Annotated in this window: 15 protein-coding genes; 8 read left to right on the forward strand and 7 right to left on the reverse strand. The window is 46.4% G+C overall.

What is annotated here, in order from left to right:
• Positions 1–63: 63 nt before the first annotated feature.
• The gene (locus HCJ96_RS10005; RefSeq protein ID WP_169210912.1) at positions 64–459 is read right to left on the reverse strand and encodes a hypothetical protein; all 396 of its coding nucleotides are present in this window, start codon (positions 457–459) and stop codon (positions 64–66) included.
• Positions 460–798: 339 nt separating this feature from the next.
• Between HCJ96_RS10005 and HCJ96_RS10010 the strand changes: the two genes are divergently transcribed.
• Positions 799–2,196, forward strand: coding sequence for a PhoH family protein (locus HCJ96_RS10010; RefSeq protein ID WP_169210913.1), 1,398 nt, complete (start codon positions 799–801; stop codon positions 2,194–2,196).
• A 2-nt stretch (positions 2,197–2,198) separates the two neighbouring features.
• Here the strand turns inward: HCJ96_RS10010 and HCJ96_RS10015 are convergent, their stop codons facing one another.
• The 4 genes from HCJ96_RS10015 to HCJ96_RS10030 all read right to left on the reverse strand — a co-directional run bounded on the left by HCJ96_RS10015 (position 2,199) and on the right by HCJ96_RS10030 (position 7,239).
• Entirely contained in the window at positions 2,199–2,966 is a 768-nt protein-coding gene (locus HCJ96_RS10015; RefSeq protein WP_169210914.1) for a transporter substrate-binding domain-containing protein, read from the reverse strand.
• A 22-nt stretch (positions 2,967–2,988) separates the two neighbouring features.
• Entirely contained in the window at positions 2,989–3,933 is a 945-nt protein-coding gene (locus tag HCJ96_RS10020) for a hypothetical protein (protein WP_169210915.1), read from the reverse strand.
• 97 nt (positions 3,934–4,030) lie between these two features.
• Complete coding sequence (gene cysG, locus HCJ96_RS10025) at positions 4,031–5,416, reverse strand: siroheme synthase CysG (protein ID WP_169210916.1); 1,386 nt, start codon at positions 5,414–5,416, stop codon at positions 4,031–4,033.
• 98 nt (positions 5,417–5,514) lie between these two features.
• Positions 5,515–7,239, reverse strand: coding sequence for a DEAD/DEAH box helicase (locus tag HCJ96_RS10030; RefSeq protein WP_169210917.1), 1,725 nt, complete (start codon positions 7,237–7,239; stop codon positions 5,515–5,517).
• Positions 7,240–7,424: 185 nt separating this feature from the next.
• On the opposite strand from HCJ96_RS10030, the gene prsT reads away from it, so the two are divergent.
• Complete coding sequence (gene prsT, locus HCJ96_RS10035) at positions 7,425–10,178, forward strand: XrtA/PEP-CTERM system TPR-repeat protein PrsT (RefSeq protein ID WP_169210918.1); 2,754 nt, start codon at positions 7,425–7,427, stop codon at positions 10,176–10,178.
• An 855-nt stretch (positions 10,179–11,033) separates the two neighbouring features.
• Here prsT and HCJ96_RS10040 read toward each other — a convergent pair.
• Positions 11,034–11,849: an ion transporter gene (locus tag HCJ96_RS10040; protein ID WP_169210919.1), complete on the reverse strand. Its 816-nt coding sequence runs from the start codon at positions 11,847–11,849 to the stop codon at positions 11,034–11,036.
• A gap of 210 nt (positions 11,850–12,059) precedes the next feature.
• Here HCJ96_RS10040 and HCJ96_RS10045 point away from each other — a divergent pair, with 210 nt between their 5' ends.
• Complete coding sequence (locus HCJ96_RS10045) at positions 12,060–12,227, forward strand: hypothetical protein (protein WP_169210920.1); 168 nt, start codon at positions 12,060–12,062, stop codon at positions 12,225–12,227.
• Between the two features lie 46 nt (positions 12,228–12,273).
• Here the strand turns inward: HCJ96_RS10045 and tolC are convergent, their stop codons facing one another.
• A complete protein-coding gene (gene tolC / locus HCJ96_RS10050) occupies positions 12,274–13,629 on the reverse strand; it encodes an outer membrane channel protein TolC (RefSeq protein WP_169210921.1) in 1,356 nt (451 codons plus the stop codon).
• 241 nt (positions 13,630–13,870) lie between these two features.
• On the opposite strand from tolC, the gene nudF reads away from it, so the two are divergent.
• The 5 genes from nudF (at position 13,871) to parE (ending at position 18,256) form a co-directional block, all read left to right on the forward strand.
• Complete coding sequence (nudF, locus tag HCJ96_RS10055) at positions 13,871–14,500, forward strand: ADP-ribose diphosphatase (RefSeq protein WP_169210922.1); 630 nt, start codon at positions 13,871–13,873, stop codon at positions 14,498–14,500.
• Positions 14,501–14,534: 34 nt separating this feature from the next.
• Entirely contained in the window at positions 14,535–14,930 is a 396-nt protein-coding gene (locus HCJ96_RS10060) for a DUF1249 domain-containing protein (RefSeq protein WP_169211144.1), read from the forward strand.
• Positions 14,930–15,664: a metallophosphoesterase gene (locus tag HCJ96_RS10065; protein WP_169210923.1), complete on the forward strand. Its 735-nt coding sequence runs from the start codon at positions 14,930–14,932 to the stop codon at positions 15,662–15,664. Before HCJ96_RS10060 ends, HCJ96_RS10065 begins: the two co-directional genes overlap by 1 nt.
• The gene (locus HCJ96_RS10070) at positions 15,664–16,251 is read left to right on the forward strand and encodes a YqiA/YcfP family alpha/beta fold hydrolase (RefSeq protein WP_169210924.1); all 588 of its coding nucleotides are present in this window, start codon (positions 15,664–15,666) and stop codon (positions 16,249–16,251) included. Before HCJ96_RS10065 ends, HCJ96_RS10070 begins: the two co-directional genes overlap by 1 nt.
• 112 nt (positions 16,252–16,363) lie before the next feature.
• On the forward strand, positions 16,364–18,256 hold the full coding sequence (gene parE, locus HCJ96_RS10075; protein WP_169210925.1) for a DNA topoisomerase IV subunit B: 1,893 nt from the start codon (positions 16,364–16,366) through the stop codon (positions 18,254–18,256).
• The last annotated feature ends 3 nt before the right edge of the window (positions 18,257–18,259 follow it).

Raw genomic sequence — 18,259 nt, forward strand, 5'->3', positions numbered from 1 at the left:
AATGTGTCGTCTGCTTGTTTAAAATGGGGCGGTATTGTACAGACTAGGCTTTAACTTATAAAGTCAGCAGCCGTGGGAAGTCCATAGCTTTTTTAAACGTTGGGTTGGAAGCGTTTGATCGTTATACTTTTTAATTTGACGCAGGACTCTGCAGATTTCTTTCTCGGCCGCACGGATTTGGCGCTCTTTGGCTTTTCGATCTGCCTTATCATCTTTGAATACGGCCAGCAGATTTTGCTGGTGTTGGTATACCTCAGCATTGAGCGTATGTAAAAGCTCATCATCGATCACCGCCTCTACCTTTTTGGTGCCAATCTTCAACGGTGTATTGGCGCGTTTTTCTGCTGCTTTTACCGTGGCCGGTGGTATGTTCTTATTTTTTTCTTTCGCACTATAGTAGGCTTGGATGAGGGTGCCCATAGCACTGATTCCAGCAATGATTAAGCCTGCAAAATCCATGTTCTTTCCCTGCGTTCGCGATGCCTCTACAATAATTAAAAACCTATCTTTAGTGCAACCACCAAATTAAGAATAATATTTCTTATAATTTTCCCTTCAGTTTCAGCATCAACAGTGACCTGGTAATGTAATGATTGTAAAGATGTTATTCAGGTCACGAAAAAAATTATTGAGTAAACCAGCAAAAAATAAGTGATTCTGCTTTCAAACTGGACTATGGTGAAAGTGTAAGTCGAAGAGACGGAGTGGCAGTCCTGTTCGACCGCCCACTATGTCATCTTGGCTGGTGCTCGCACATGAGTAATGGGGCGAGTCTGGTGTACATTACCGGAGCGACGGATGCCAAAAAACAACCCTAAAGAAACCAAGATTTACGTTTTAGATACCAACATACTGCTTCACGAACCGCATGCTTTCCTCTCTTTTAAAGAACACGACGTTGTCGTTCCGATGACGGTGTTAGAAGAACTTGATTACATCAAAGACAGCAAAAAGGATGTGGCACGCGATGCCCGTGTATCGATTCGTTCCATGGAAGATTTACTGCACGATGCCACCCCGGAAGACATGATCAATGGCGTTTCCATGGAGGGCCTGGCTGCTGGCGAAAACAAGCCAACAGGTTCGTTGTCTATTTACACGGATATGAACATGGCGGAGTCTCAGCAGGTGTTTACCAGCAACGAGAATGATAACCGCATCATCAATGTCGCACTGCAACTGCAAAAAACATTTTCACGGCGTCAGGTTGTGTTGGTTACCAAAGATCTGAACATGCGGCTAAAGGCGAAAGGTGCCGGACTGGCTCATGTGGAAGACTATCGTACCGACCAGCTGGTGAGTGATATCAAATACCTGTCAAAAGGTTATCACACCTTTGAGGGGGACTTCTGGGAAAAAGTGAAGTCGGTGGACAGTCGCACTGAAGGACGCGATACCATTCATACCGTTTCAAGAGAACTGCTTCCAAATGCCTTTATCAACGAATTTTTACTGGATGACAGCCAGCATTTTGCTGGTCTGGTAGAATCGATAAACAGTGAAACGCTGGATGTGCTGGATTTAGGCTTTGAGCGCTTGATGGGCCGACATGCCTGGGGCATCAGCCCGAAGAATATTGGCCAGGCGATGGCGTTACATGCGTTACTCGACCCTCATATTGACCTGGTGATACTAACTGGTCCAGCAGGTAGCGGCAAGACCTTGCTGGCACTGGCGGCGGCACTGGAGCTGGTGGTTGAAAAAAACATGTACGAAAAAATCATCGTTACTCGTTCCACCCCTGAAATTGCTGAATCAATTGGTTTTTTACCGGGTACTGAAGAAGAAAAGATGTTGCCCTGGCTTGCGGCAATCACCGATTCGCTGGAAGTACTGCACAAACATGATGAAAACGTAAAAGGCTCCATGAGTTACATCATGGAAAAAGCCAATATTCAGTTTAAGTCGGTTAACTTTATGCGCGGGCGTAGTATTCAAAACTCCATCGTTATTTTAGATGAATCGCAAAACCTGACTGCGGCTCAGCTTAAAACCATCATTACCCGCTGTGGGGAAGGGACCAAACTGATCTGTAGTGGAAACCTGGCGCAGATTGACAGTAACTATCTGAGCCCGGTTACTTCAGGTTTGACCTATCTGGTAGAAAAATTTAAGAATTTTTCTGGCAGCGCGACTATCAACCTCGATGGTGTTGTACGCTCCCGACTGGCAGAGTTTGCTGAGGAAAATCTCTGATTTTAGTCTACTATGGTCGGCTCAATACCATATTTGGTGGCGAGCCTGACTACCTCACCCTGTTGTTTTAAGATGGCGTAACCCCGGTTGAATGCATTTAACTTTTCTTCGGCATCTTCGGCTTTACGCGAAATTACCAGGTATTGATTCAGTAATGCGATACTTGGCTCAATATAAACAAGGTCATCTTTATGCTCGGGATAGAGCGAGACTAAAATATGTCTGCCTACCGCTCTGTCTACTAGGGCAATATCGATACGTTGCTTAATGAGCTTGGCAATATTCTGGTTGAGGTGGGTCACTTCCTCAATCACTGCACCTGCATCATTAATTTCAGGCGGGTTGATAAAGCCTCGTACCGTGCCCACCCGCGCCGACGCCAAACTGTCTACTCCTTGCAGCGTAAAGTCTGATTCCACATGCTTGTAAAAGCCTACTTCGTTAGCGGGTAGAGGATTAGAGAACAAGAACCAACGTTCCCGATCCGCTGAATGCCACATGCTAATCAAACCATCAAAGCGCCCGTTTTTGGTTTCTTCTACCCGCCGTTGCCATGGGGGTAAGTACACCAGCTCAACCTCATATCCGGCTAACGTATAAGCTTCAACGACAATTTCACTGATAAAACCCTTATTATGAAGATCGTTGCCGTAGTAGGGCGGGTATTCACCAAAAGCCAGGGTGACGCTGGGCTTTGCTGAGTCAGAGGATGGCTGGGCATGAATCGGGTTTGACAGTACAAATACAAGCAAGCATAAAATTAAGCGCACAACGCCTCCTAAAGATTAACGCCTACTGGATGCGCTCCAAGGTGTATTGGCCATTTGCAAGAACCTGACGTGTAGTGGGGGCAACCTGACCAAAAGGAAGCAGGGCGGGTCCAGTGGGCTCCATCAGTATATATGTTGTACCCTTGTCCATCACAGTTAGTTCATTCCCTTTCGGTGGTAATGCGACCCCCAGTAATGCGTGCTCTGGCAGCAAAACCATTACCATTGCCGTGGTAGGAAGAAACGCGCGCACAATGGCGGCGGTGATGACCGTCTTACTATCACAGTCGCCCTTATTTTGAGATAAAACCTGGGCGGGGGGCGAGAAGCCTGAGCCGTTGCTGCCCGTTCTGTCTTCCAGCGCATCATACGGAATACTTTGCACCCAGCTGAGCAACAGGTTGAAATATTCACGCGCATCCGAGTCTTCGATAAGCTTCTCATAGAAAGCTTGCGAAAGAGGGATCAGAGCTTCTGTGGTTTCAACAATATAGCGCACATGATCAGGTTTTACTGCCTGCTCGTTCAGTGGGGTGATAAATTTGGTGTAGTAGTGTTCGTACAGATATTCCGAATAGGCTTCTTCGCGACGCTCGTGCAACTGTTTTTGAATGATTGCTGCCTGTTGCTGGCTGCGCGCCCGCACTTTTACTTCAATTGACTCATTGCGCGGATTGATATCAATTCTTGCCCGTTTTGGATTGATTTGGCGGGCGGCTTTCAGCAGTGCAACCGTGACGTAGCGTTGCGCCAACGCCGGTTGAAATGTGCGCTGTAAATCGGGCGTTTTGTCTATCTGGTTCGTTTCCAGGGCAAACTGTAACGACTGTTCCGCACCATAATGATCCAGCCAGCGATAGGAATAGTTGACAAATTCTTGCGTGCGCTCTCGCTTAAAAGCGGTTTGCTGAGCATGACAGCACATGCTCAACAGTAGTAAAGGTATAGTGACCAGCCTACGAACCACAATGCATCAACCTTATAAAATGATTTAGTAATCAACCGAATGTAAAACAATTGATGGAAAATCTAACACATTTTTATTATGGCTGAAAATTAATCAGTCAGGTAGTGTACCAGTTGAGACTAGGATGCAGACTTACAACGCTGCCAACGATAATGAGCGCCGGTGGCTGGATATTGGCTTGTTTGCTACGTTTTTCAATGTCATTCAGGGTTCCAGTAACCACACGCTGTTCGGGTAACGTGGCATTTTCAATTAACGCTATTTGCGTCTCACTGCTCAAGCCGTGCTCGACCAGCTTCTGACAGATGATAGGCAGACCGGTCAGGCCCATATAAAAAACAATAGTCTGATTGGTATGTGCTAACGCGGGCCAATTCAGGTCCACGGTGTCATCTTTCAAATGACCCGTGGCAAAAACCACCGATTGCGCGTGGTCCCTGTGGGTTAGGGGAATTCCCGCATAACTGCTTGCACCACTGGCAGCAGTAATGCCCGGCACCACCTGAAAACTTATTCCCGCATCCACTAACGAAGCAATCTCTTCGCCGCCACGGCCGAAGATAAAGGGGTCGCCCCCTTTTAAACGCACCACGCGCTGACCTTGCCGGGCTTTTTCAATGATTAATGCATTGATCTGATCCTGAGGTACGCTATGCAGACTCTTTGCTTTCCCAACATACAGCTTTTCTGCGTCGCGCCTGACAAGTTCAAGAATTTGCGCTGACACCAGTCGATCGTAAATCACTACATCCGCTTTTTGCATCAAACGCAGTGCGCGAAACGTTAACAGATCAGCATCACCCGGCCCGGCTCCGACCAGGTACACCTCGCCCACGGCTTGCTGGTCATTCGCAGCGATGCTGAGGGTTTGGTCAAACAGGCTTTGCGCCTTTTCATACTGATTCTTTTCGATGAGTTCAGCGACGTCACCCTCAAAAATGTCCTCCCAGAAATAGCGTCTTGCGGTCACGCTGTTTAGTGCCTGTTTAACTTTATCCCTGGCCGCCTGAGCAAATTCACCGAGCCTGCTGATGTGTTGCGGGATCAGGCTTTCTAGTTTCTGGCGCAAATGACGCAATAAGACGGGGGCGGAACCGCCACTGCTCAGAGCAATGGTAATTGGACTGCGGTCAATAATTGAGGGTGTGATAAACTGGCACAGCGGAGTATTATCCACCACATTCACCAGAATATTGCGTTGCCTGGCCAGCGCATAGATGTGTTCATTCAACTCGCTGTCAGCGGTACACACAAAAACCATTTCTATGTGCGCCAGATCACTCTGCTCAAACTTTCGCTTATGCAATGTGACTTGAGAAGACTCAGCCAGTTCGGCCACCGCAGGGCTTACCTGATCAGCCACGATGATGATGCGGGCCTGGGTTTTTAACACCAGTTCTAACTTGCGTGCGGCCACATTGCCCGCCCCAACAATGAGGCAGGTTAAAGAGGTGGTGTCGATAAACGCGGGAAAGTACTGCATAGCTCTAAAAGTTGTTCATAAAAACACTATTTTGCCAGTACCCTTATACAAAATTAAAAAAGAAATAACGAGTTGTTATTTCTTTTTGGAATAAAAACCTACTTCTTACGCTTTTTCGGGGGCGTGTCCTGCCACTCACGCAGCGCTAGTTTTTGCCCTGCTACGCGGGTATTTTGCAAGATGTCGCGGGTTTCGTTAGGCATACCTGCAGGTAAATCTACAGTGCTGAACTTGTCATAAATTTCAATTGCACCGATATGCTTACTCTGAATATTGGCTTCGTTAGCGATAGCGCCAACAATATTACCCGGCTTAGCACCATGTGAATGGCCTACATCGATTCTAAAGCGTTTCATGCCCGCTTCAGGTTTGCGCTGTCCTTTATTGGGGCTTTTGCGCTCGCGTCCACCACGACCGTCACGACTATCTCTGCCACCCCTGCCTTCGCGACGCTCACCGCGGTCATTCTGGGGTGGTTTACTATGCAGGTCGGGACGATCAGACTCTTGCAGCATTAAGGGTTCATCACCCTGCGCTAATTGCACCAGCGCCGCCATCAGGACTTCTGGGGCTGCTTCGGTTTCCTTCTGCAACATATCGACGATTGGCATTAGCTTTTCCAGGCTCTTACCATCTATTGCCTGGGCAACTGCCAATTTGAATTTACTTAAGCGTGTTTCATTTAATTCGCTAACCGAAGGAATCGGCATTTGCTCGATTTGTTGTTTTGTGGTTTTTTCGATCGCAAACAACAAGCGTTTTTCACGGTGTGAAATAAACAAAATCGCATCACCACTTCGTCCTGCCCGGCCCGTTCTGCCAATTCGGTGTACATAGGATTCAGTATCATACGGGATATCAAAATTGATAACGTGGCTGACACGTTCTACGTCCAATCCTCGGGCAACGACATCGGTCGCTACCAGAATATCGATGGTGCCATCTTTTAATTTTTCTACTGTGCGTTCGCGGGCATTCTGCGGGATATCACCATTTAACGGCTCTACATCGTAGCCTCGTGCTGCTAATTTATCAGCCAGCTCAACCGTAGCCGTTTTGGTGCGAACGAAAATAATCATGCCATCAAATGGCTCGACTTCCATAATGCGAGTCAGGGCTTCCAGCTTGTGATGACCGGCGACCTGACAGAAACGCTGACGAATAGTGCTCGCCGTGGAGACCTTGGAAGCAATTTTCACATGCTTAGGGTCTTTAAGATAACGCTGAGTAATCTTTTTGATTGGCCCTGGCATGGTGGCAGAGAAAAGCGCGGTTTGACGTTCTGCCGGAGCGTGAGAAAGAATGGTTTCAACGTCGTCGATAAAGCCCATGCGCAGCATTTCGTCTGCTTCGTCGAGCACCAAAAACTTTAACTCACTTAAATTCAGTGTTTTACGGTTGATGTGATCAATGATTCGCCCAGGGGTACCAACAACGACCTGTACGCCCCGCTTAAGCTGTCTGATCTGATTGTCATAGGACTGACCCCCATACACAGGCAGAATTCTAATGGTTTTAGAAAAACTTGCGTAAACCTGAAACGCTTCGGCAACCTGAATGGCCAATTCGCGGGTGGGCGCCAGCACTAACAATTGCGGTAATTTTGATTCAGGTTGAATCTGTGCCAGCATGGGTAATGCAAATGCAGCAGTTTTACCTGTGCCCGTTTGGGCCTGCCCTAACAGATCATGTCCTTCCAGCAATAAAGGAATACTTTCTGCCTGGATCGGGGAGGGTTTCTCATAACCAACTTTTTCAAGTGCTTGCAAGATGGGTTGTGGTAAATTAAGGTCTTTAAAAGTCAGCTCGACATTATTGGTCATTCATGATCCTGGGAGTTAGGGGGGCGCGGCTGGAGATGGAAGCCGGCAAATTGTTGCAAAACGCTTATTATATTCCATTAATAAACTTGTATCCAATTAAATGGGAACGGGATTTGATAATTTACCCCAAAAATCATAAAAAAAAGCCATTTTAAAATGGTAAAACATTTGAAGGTAGGACGAAAATGAGAAAAACCAGCGTAGGTTCGTTGATACTGTTAGCCGGTCTTACAGGGTTGTATGGTTGCGGACAATCTTCGGTAGAAGAATATATCAGTGCAGCTCGCCAATATCAGGAAGCCAATGATATTGATGCCGCAATTATAGAATATAAAAATGCAGTGCAACTTGATCCTGCGGCACCTTTACCTCGCTTTGAGTTGGGTAAGCTATATCTGGAAAAAGGAAACTACGCGGGTGCTGAAAAAGAACTGAATCGCGCTATGGAGCTGGGGCACCCCGCATCCAAAGTGCTACCACATTTAACCGTCGCTTATCAGTACACGGGTGCTGAAAACGCGCTTACCGCTGTTGATCATAATGCGCAGGGAATGACAGCGGTTGAAAAGGTTAAGGTCGGTTTCTATAAAGTTGAGGCCCTCATCAAGCTGGATAAAGAAGATGAAGCTAAAAGCTTAATTGCAGAATTGACGAAACTGGACACGTCGTCTGTGTATCAGGGATTGTTGCAGTCGATGCAACATATATTAGATGAAGATTACGAAACTGCGCTTGCAAATACACTGTCTTTGCAAGCGCAGTCGCCAGGCAATAAAGATGTCCTGTTACAGCTGGCGCGCTTGCATTTGACGCAGGGCCAAAAAGCGGAAGCGACAGACGTTTATCTGCACTACGTTGAACAGTTCCCGGAAGATATCAACACCAAATTTTCTCTGGCCGCATTACTCATTGAGCAGCGCCAGTTAGAGGAGGCTGATCCGCTGGTTACAGAGTTGCTAAAACTGGGTTCGGATAATGGCATTTTAAATCAGTTTAAAGGGATTATTGAGGCGTCAAAGAGTAACTATGAGTTAGCGCTGACCCACCTTGAGCGGGCAATTCAAAATGGTAGAAATGAGCCTGCCGTTCGACTACTGGCCGGCCATAGCGCCTATCAGTTGGAGGACTTTCCTGCGGCCAGTCGTCATTTATCCATGATTGCCGCAAAATTACCGGATAACCACCCTGGCTTGCGCATGCTGGCAGACAGTTTGTTGCAACAAGGGTTGAGCGGCGATGCCACCGATGTATTGAATCGGCTGGAAGGTGAAATGCAGGCTGACGCGGCACTCTTTTCCAAGGCGGGGTTTGAGTTACTCCGCGAAGGTAATGTGGAAGATGCGCGAAAGATGGTTGAACGCAGCAGCGAGTTAAGCTCTTCAGCAGAAGATCTGGCGCGCCTGGGAATGTTGCAGTTATCGTTGAACGACGTAGATGGCATTGTTAATCTGGAAGCGGCAGCAGAGAAAGCGCCGGAATCGGAATTAACCCAAAAAACATTACTCGCTGCTTACGTGTCAACAGACCAACTGGACAAAGCCAAGGCGCTGGCAACCGAATGGACCAGTAAGGATGCGACAGCAATCAACCCATGGTTAGCGTTGGTTGATATTGCAATCAAAGAGAATAATCTTGAAGAGGCAGAGCGGGCATTAGCCAAAGCGGCCGAGATCTCTTCTGAAGATATACGGGTCAATCTTTCCAGAGCGCGCATTCACGTTCAACAGGAAAATCTCGAGCAGGCGAAAGCTGAACTGAATAAAGCATTAGATAACGAACCCGCCAACGTTGCAGCGCTTTCATTTCTATTTGCTATTGAGAAAGAGCTGGGCACTGAGAATGAAGCGCTTAAAAAAGTAGCGGCGGTGCTGGAAGACGATGCGGACAATATCCCGTTGAGATTATTGCTGGCGCGGATGCAGTTTTCGTTAGACGAAATCGACAATACCCTGACTACATTGAAGCCGCTGCAGAAACAGGAAGATTTACCCAAGCTTTACTGGCAACTACGCGGTCAGTCGTTGCTAAAAAGCAACCAGATCCCTGCCGCGCTTGAGCATTTCGAACAATGGAATAAAACTTCACCGTTAAATAAAAGTGCGATTCTTGGTCTATTGCTGATATATGACGCACAAAATAAATACGACGAAGGCATCGACGTACTTAGCCCATTTCTGCAATCGCGCAGCGATCGTCAGTTGTCGGTAATTAAAGCCTATTTTCATGCTATGTTGCGCCAAATTACTGAGGCTCGCCAAATAATTGAGCCTCTTCCTGAGAACGTAAAAGCCGTGCCTTTTGTTCGCGGCATTCAGGCGCGTATCGCGCTTCAGGAAGGCAAGGGTGAGTCCGCGGTCGATGATGCGCTTGCAGCTTATAATGCGCTGCCCAATGCGAAGAATCTGATCTTGGTTATCGCCAGTTATGAGGCTACCAACCAGCACGAGCAGGGTTTTTCGGTGTTAAAGAAACACGTGGATAACAATCCAAATGACGTGCGCGCAAACATGCTGTATGCCGAGCGCCTGATTGGAAAAGATGCGAAAGAGGCGCAAAAAGCCTACGAAAATATCCTCACAGTAACCCCGGATAACTTTGTTGTGTTAAATAACCTGGCGTATCTGTATCTGGAAGATAATAAACTTGATCGCGCTGAGGAGCTGTCACGCGAAGCGGTAGAGTTGCGCCCCGATAATGCCGATGCGGTGGATACACTTGCACAGGTGTTAATAAAGCTCGAACAACCTGATGAGGCGCTTGCACTTTACGATCGCGTCATCGATAAGAACACCCGCAACGAAGAAGTTTACTTAAATTACGTTGAGCTGCTATTTCAACAAGGAAGATCCGAACTGGCCGAACGTAAATTATCTGAACGCGAATTCAAGCGTCGAGATGCAAAAGAGCGTCAACAGGCACTTAAACAACAATATCTTTAATATATGCGGGTCTACGCTAAAGCATGCAAAGAAACCTTGCTTAGCTACACGGATGTAGCGTTAGAATAAAGGTAACGGCTTTCCTACGCGCCCTCATCTATGTGTCATCCTCCCGTAAGCGGAGGATGCCTTCTACCCTATGTTAAGTCTATGACCCCCCCTATGCTCTGCACAGATTAGTGAGTTTGAAGGCGCGCGCCCTCTTAGAAATGATGAAATTTGTGCGAAAGTAACAAGATGGCAGGAAAAATCACAAAAAAAACCGCACTTTTGTGCAATTAAAAATTTTTTAGGATTGGCATTATTGCGGGTTAATTTTGTATTAATTTTTAATTATCAGCAGCATACGTAAGTAAGGAGGGGCGTTAATTGATTTAAATTGAATCGCTTAGCATCGACATAATGTGTGCCATATCTGAACCGGTAGATGGGCAACTTAAGCGCCAAAATTTTCGATATATTTAAATAATCTTTACAACTATAGTCTAATAAAATAACCGTCTAACCTGGCCCTAGCGCAGGTAATTTTTTTCCCTATACTCTCACTATTGTTCAATGCCTGATGACGTTTTAGCCTCTGGTGTTAGCAATGGAAGAAGTAAGAAGTTACACGTTGTTTGTATTTTTCATTTTTCGAGGAAATTTATTATGGCTACTAATCAAGACAAGAAGCAACAACAGCAGAAAGACTCTTACAAGGATTCTCAGCGCAGTCCGTCTAAAAACAAGCCTTCCGGACAAGAACCAAACCGCTGATTTTTTTTATTCCTTAGTTTAAACTTTTCAACTCTTAAGATTATAAACATCCGTTATTAATGGATTGTGAAAGGGGAGCTTGCTCCCCTTTCTGATTTTCTATTTATGGACAACCATGGATTGCGCTTCTACCTGTTTGCGCAAACGCACTATCTCTGTCATCAGGTCCTGCATGGTAGGTTCATTGCTGGCTGCTTCTTCAAGCTTTCTGGCTTTCGCGCTTTCCTGTTCCATCACGTTAACCACAATTCCTATCACCATATTTAGAAATGCAAATGCGGTGAAAAAGATAAACGTTAAATAGTAAATCCAGCTAAGTCCATACACTTCCTGGGTTTCATACATAACGTCAGTCCAGTCTTCAAATGTCATCACCCTGAAAAGCGTCAACAGCGAAATGGTAATATCGCCCCATAGTACAGGATTGATGTTTTCGAACAGGGTTGAACCGATTGCGGCGTAAATGTAGAAAATAATGAACATCAGCAGCATTACGTAGCCGAGCTGTGGCAATGCTTTCACCAGTGAAACCAAAAGTACGCGCAGTTCGGGGATAATTGAAATCATCCTGAGAACGCGGAATACCCTGACTAACCGGGCAACCACCGCCAGTTCAGCGTCATCGGCAGGGATCAGACTGATCAATACGATCAAGGTATCAAACCAATTCCAGAAACTCCTGAAAAACCGGCGCTTGTTGGGTTCAGCGAGAAATCGAATCGTTATTTCGGTCAGAAAAAACAAGCTGATAAACCAATCCAGGATCAGAGTGACGCTGGCAAAAGAGGGGGGCATATCGTAAGTTTTTGCGCCAACCAACAACGCTGAGATAACGATGACCGCTATAACAAAACTTTCAAATAGTTTATTAGCGCGAATTTTTTCAAATTTATCGTGAAGCTGGGTAACGTTCATTTTGGTACATGTCGTGACTACAGGGGCGCGGATTATAGCAACGCTGGCCTGCTTTATGAAAATGCTTTTACTCCTCAGCGTGTGATTGATACCGGCAACAACGGTTAATTTGGGCCATATAATATTGAAATATAACAAACTGCTTGCGTAAGGTAATTAGAGTTAGCTAATATATTGCGTTAACACTCTATCTTCATATAAGGTGAATTCATGGAAGAGAAAATGCAGCTTATACAAGGCAAGTGTATTCAACTATCCAAAGAGCTGGAAAATTACAAAGTGGCGAAGGGAAACGTGTCAGAGCTAAAAGAAAAGCTGGCCGGTTTTCTGGAGTTGCTGGAACAGTTCGATGGTTATTCAGTAAACGAAACACTGTAAGTTGAAATAGCCAAACGTCCGCTGAGAGACGTCTGGCTGATTGTCATTATTCTTCTGTGGCTGGTTCCAGCCCCTTGTTAATCATTTCAATATCGTTTTGAGTCAAATTACCCGCCGCTTGTTTAAGATTCACCACAGCCTGAATAAAGTCATAACGTGCACCTGACAGGTTACGACGGGCATCAAATAAATTCCGCGTACTGTTCAGCACATCAACGATAGTTCGGGTACCTACATCAAACCCTGCTTCCGTCGCTTGCAACGCACTGCGTGCAGATACCACGGCCTGCTCTAATGCGCGAATTGTCGAGATTGATGCTTTGACATCATTATACGAGCTGCGTACCGACTGAACTGTCTGGCGATAACTGAATTCTAAATCTTCACTGGCTGACACATAAAGATGGCGTGCCTGATCCGCCGCGGCTGAAGTTCTGAACCCGGAGAACAATGGCACGGAAAGCTGCACAGTTGCACTGTAGCTATCCTGATAAGGTGTTTCATATGCTATGCCATCTTCTGATGACACATCATTCTTCGATTTACTGGCGTTTGCCTGTAATCCCAAAGTGGGTAAGTGCCCTGATCTGGCGCTTGAAATATCCTCTTTGGCAATATCGACAGCAAGACGATCGGCCAGTAATGTCAGGTTCTTATCTTCTGCAATACCCAGCCATTCACTCACATTTTGCGGTGCTGGCGGTTCCGCTGAAAAGTTTTCGGTATCCAACCCATACAACTTGTCATGGTACTTTCCGGTAATAACCCGTAATGACTCCAGCGCCGATTCCAGTTGGTTTTCAGCCTGAATTTCCTGGGCGACGGTATTATCAAAATTGGCCTGCGCTTCATGCACATCGGTGATGGCGGTTAATCCAACCTCAAAACGCTGCCGGGTCTGTTCTAACTGGCGCTCAATGGCACGTTTTTCTGCGCGTACAAATGTAACATTGTCGCGTGCGCGAAGTACGTCAAAGTACGTGGTGACTACCCTGACAATCAGTTCCTGCAGGGTTGCTGCATACTGCGCATCGCTCTGTTCTGCTACTTTTTCGGCACGGTCGAGACCAACCCAGTTAGCGTGATCATACAGGGACATGGACAAATCGATGCCGTAAGCGGTGGTATCAGTGTCTGAATCTAAGGTAAACGTCTGGTTTTCACCAATGTACTGCGTACGCTCACCACCTGACATGGTATAGGCTACGTAACCAGACAATTGTGGAAGTAAATTAGCACGGCTGATTGAAATCCCTTCAAAGGCTGCATCTCGCTGCGCTTTTGCTCGGTTGACCAGAGGATCGTTTGCCATCGCCTGTTGATAAACTTGCATTAAATCATCAGCCAGTGCAGACGTTGTCAGCCCCATTCCAATGATCAGCGACAATAGAGTTTTTTTCATGAATGCGCCTTCCAATATTATAATTCGGCCAAGTTAGACCTAACAATGTGCCAAGTGTATGAAATTTATTTGGTTGTAAACAGCAACTTGTAGTAACAGTCCATGTTTATCTGTAACAGAATATGTTTTTCATTAATCTTTCTTATTCTGATTGGACTGATTTCCAGTGAGGCCGTGTGCTAAAGTGAATTAGTATCCAATATAAAGATGATAACTGTTTTATCAATGGAAGTGACAGCAAATGAGCAATGAAATTTTAACTTTCACCTCAAAAGATATCGAAATTATTGAAAAAAAGCGGGTTTATGACGGCTTTTTCAAGATGGTTCGTTACGATTTCAGACACAAACTCTTTCAGGGTGGCTGGAGCGATGTGGTGCGCCGTGAAATTTTTGAGCGCGGCCATGCCGTCGCGGTGCTGCCATATGATCCGGATACTGACGAGTTTGTACTGATCGAGCAGGTCAGGATTGGCGCACAAGCAACCTCTGACACGCCCTGGCTTATGGAAGTGATAGCTGGCATTATCGACGACGGTGAAACACGTGAAGATGTATGTCATCGGGAATCGCAGGAAGAAGCCGGGATTGCCTTGTCCAGTCTTACTAAGGCGCTGAGTTATCTGGTCAGCCCGGGGGGCACCACAGAACGCGTGCATATCTATGTTGCCCAATGTGACTCCACAGCCGCTGGAGGCATCCATGGCTTAGATGATGAATCGGAAGACATCAGAGTACATAGAGTAAGTTCTGCCACGGCGAAAGAATGGTTGGAAAATGGCATTATCGACAACGCAGCAGCGATAATTGCGCTACAATGGTTTTTGATGAACCAGGAATCGTTAATGAAAAAATGGCGTGATTGTGAGTAACCGAAGTCGTAAATATGTACCCCCGTTGGCAAGCATGCAGGCCGTATGCGAGCACAATTACAGCCGATTTTTGCGTATGTTGCCGGACTGTGACACTGAGGAATTGAGCTATCGCTTTACGGTAGCGGACAATCTTGCCTATTGTATCACCATTCTCGATTCAGCCCGTTATACCAGCACGGTTTCTATTGAGCAGGTCAATCATCGTGTGCCGTCCTTTATGAAACCCTGCATGGTGGTACGACTTTATCATGATGCGAAAATGGCAGAAGTGATAAGCAGCCAGAATACCGGAGCCATTGCTGCGTCTTATCACTATCCCAATACGAAAATGCACGCGAAAAACGAAAAGCAGATGGTCAATGTGTTTTTGGCTGAATGGCTACAATTCTGTATCAAACTGCAACCGCAAATTTTAGATGAGGTGTGATGCGCCTCATCCAGTTATCTGATTGTCACCTGTTTAGTGATATCCACCGCACTGGCTATGCCTCAGTCAACCCATACTCAAGTTTATCCAAGCTGCTATCGTTAACGGCCTCTTTGCAACCCGATGTGGTGCTTGTGACCGGCGACATCAGTGGCGATGACACTGAAATTAGCTATCAGCATTTTCGGACATTAACGCAGGATGCGTTAAAAGACATTCCTCTGCTTGTACTTGCTGGCAACCATGACTGCAATCCATACTTCGATTCAATGCTAAGTGAGTATTCACTTAATGAAGGTTGTATGTTGCCGGGAGGGCAGTGGGTATTGCACGGGTTAGACACCCGACACGAGGGAACGTTGGGCATGGTAAAGGTTGATCAGCTTAAACTTCTCAGTGCATCGATAGCCAGTAAACCTGAGACGAATCATATTGTTGCCTTGCATCACCACCCACTGGCAGCAAACAGTTGGATGGATAAGCACGCCTTATTAAATGCAGAGCGCTTGATCAGCTTTATTAAGACCACGGCAAACGTTAAATTAGTCTTACACGGTCATCTGCATTTTCCATTACATCGGGACATTAACGGTACACCTGTACTTGGGGTACCTTCGACGTGCTGGCAATGGCAAATGACCGACGAGTTTGCTTTTTCAACCGAACAGCCTGGATTGCGGATCGTCGATTTGCATGACGATGGCTCGTGGACCACCCAGATCAGGAGAGTGTAGTGCAGGAAATTTTATACTTGCATGGTTTTTTAAGTTCACCGCAGTCTCATAAAGCGACGCAAGTGAAAGATTACTTTGCGAAATATCATCCCGACGTAACGCTGTATTTTCCGACATTACCAAACGTGCCGAGTAAGGTAAGTGAGTATTTACTACAGTATGTAAAGAGAAATGTTAAATCGGCACCGCAGGGTCTTAAGGTGATAGGGAGTTCTATGGGAGGATTTCTGGCCACCTGGTTGGTAGAAAAGTTTGGTGGTAAAGCGGTACTGATTAATCCTGCGGTAAAGCCATTTGAGTTATTACAGGACTATTTAGGTGAACACCTAAATCCCTATAGTCAGGAGAAGTTCACGCTCACCCAGGAGGATATTACCTTTTTGAGGCAACTCGACACGCCCACGGTGTCTGAGCCTGATCGCTATCGAGTCATGTTGCAAACAGGCGATGAAACGCTGGACTATAAACAGGCTGAGGCGAAATACAGGCACAGTTTGCTGGTGGTTGAAGAAGGGGGTGACCATAGTTTCCAAGGCTTTGAGAACCATCTCGACGAAATTGCGGGTTTTCTGATGCCCCCTGCGTAATATAAGCAATTGCCGGAATCCTGCACCCCTGATAACATCTTTAGTAACTTGAACATTTGTAGTAAGTGTGAGTCTGTTAAAACAGGCTACCCAGCATAAGGCACATAATAAAATGTCAAATCAATATAACGCCGAGGCAATTGAAGTTTTAAATGGCCTGGATCCCGTCAAACGCCGTCCGGGTATGTACACCGATACTACGCGCCCAAATCATATGGGTCAGGAAGTTATCGATAACAGTGTGGATGAAGCACTTGCGGGTCACGCTTCAAATATCAAAGTTATTTTACACGAAGACCAGTCGCTGGAAGTCATCGATGACGGTCGCGGTATGCCGGTAGATATTCATCCAGAAGAAAAAATATCCGGCGTAGAGTTGATCATGACCAAGCTGCACGCGGGCGGCAAGTTCTCCAATAAAAACTACGAATTCTCCGGAGGTTTGCACGGGGTAGGTATCTCGGTAGTCAACGCGCTTTCCACTAAAGTGGAAGTCGTCATCAGACGGGATAGTCAGGTGTATCAGATTGATTTTGCCCATGGTGACCGAACCGAAGACCTTCGCGTGATCGATAGTTGCGGTCGCAGAAACACCGGAACCCGGGTAAGGTTCTGGCCCGATCCGCAGTATTTCGATTCAGCCAAATTTTCTGCCAGTAAACTTATACACAACCTGCGTGCGAAAGCGGTGCTGTGTCCCGGGTTACGCATTAAGTTTGAAGATAAAGTCGGCAAACAAACTGAAGAGTGGTGTTTTGAAGATGGATTGAAAGATTATCTTTATCAATCGGTTCAACAATATGAAACTCTGCCCCAGGACACACCTTTTGTCGGCGCTTTCAGTGGCAACAAAGAAGCGGCAGACTGGGCAGTGATGTGGCTACCGGAAGGCGGTGAACTGACCACTGAGAGTTACGTGAATCTTATTCCAACTGCGCAAGGCGGCACGCATGTTAATGGACTGCGACAAGGCTTGCTGGAGTCGATGCGCGAGTTTTGCGAATTTCGCAATCTGATGCCACGGGGAGTCAAATTGACCCCGGACGATATCTGGGACCGTTGTGCGTATATTCTGTCGACCAAAATGCAAGACCCACAGTTTGCCGGACAAACTAAAGAACGCCTGTCTTCGCGGCAGGCATCTGCATTTGTTTCAGGTGTGGTAAAAGATGCCTTCAGCCTTTGGTTAAATCAACATACCGATATTGCTGAATCGCTCGCTGAGATGTGTATCAACAATGCCCAGCGTCGCTTACGTCAGACCAAGAAAGTCGCGCGTAAAAAGGTCACTCAGGGCCCGGCATTACCGGGCAAACTGACCGATTGTTCATCGCAGGACATCAATTACTCTGAACTGTTTCTGGTGGAAGGGGATTCTGCTGGCGGGTCTGCAAAACAAGCCCGTGACCGTGAATTTCAGGCCATTATGCCGTTACGTGGAAAAATTCTTAACAGTTGGGAGGTAGACTCCTCGCAGGTGTTAGCTTCGCAGGAAATACACGACATCTCCGTGGCCCTGGGGATCGATCCTGATTCAGAAGATTTAAGCGGTCTACGTTACGGTAAAATATGTATTTTGGCGGACGCTGACTCAGATGGGTTGCACATTGCCACCTTGCTGTGCGCATTATTTGTAAAGCACTTCAGAACGCTGGTAGATAAGGGGCACGTGTATGTGGCGATGCCACCCCTGTTTCGTATTGATATTGGCAAAGAGGTTTATTACGCTCTGGATGAAGGTGAAAAACAAGGCATATTAGATCGTATTGAAGCGGAAAATAAACGCGGTAAAGTCAATGTGCAACGCTTTAAGGGGCTGGGTGAAATGAATCCATTGCAGTTAAGAGAAACCACTATGGATCCCAATACCCGCAGGTTAGTTCAACTTACCATTGATGATGCCGAAGGCATGCTGGAATTAATGGATATGTTATTGGCTAAGAAACGTTCCGGCGACCGTAAAACCTGGCTAGAGAGTAAGGGGAATATGGCAGAGGTCGTATAGATC

The organism is Alteromonas ponticola (assembly GCF_012911815.1).
GTDB classification, from domain to species: domain Bacteria; phylum Pseudomonadota; class Gammaproteobacteria; order Enterobacterales; family Alteromonadaceae; genus Alteromonas; species Alteromonas ponticola.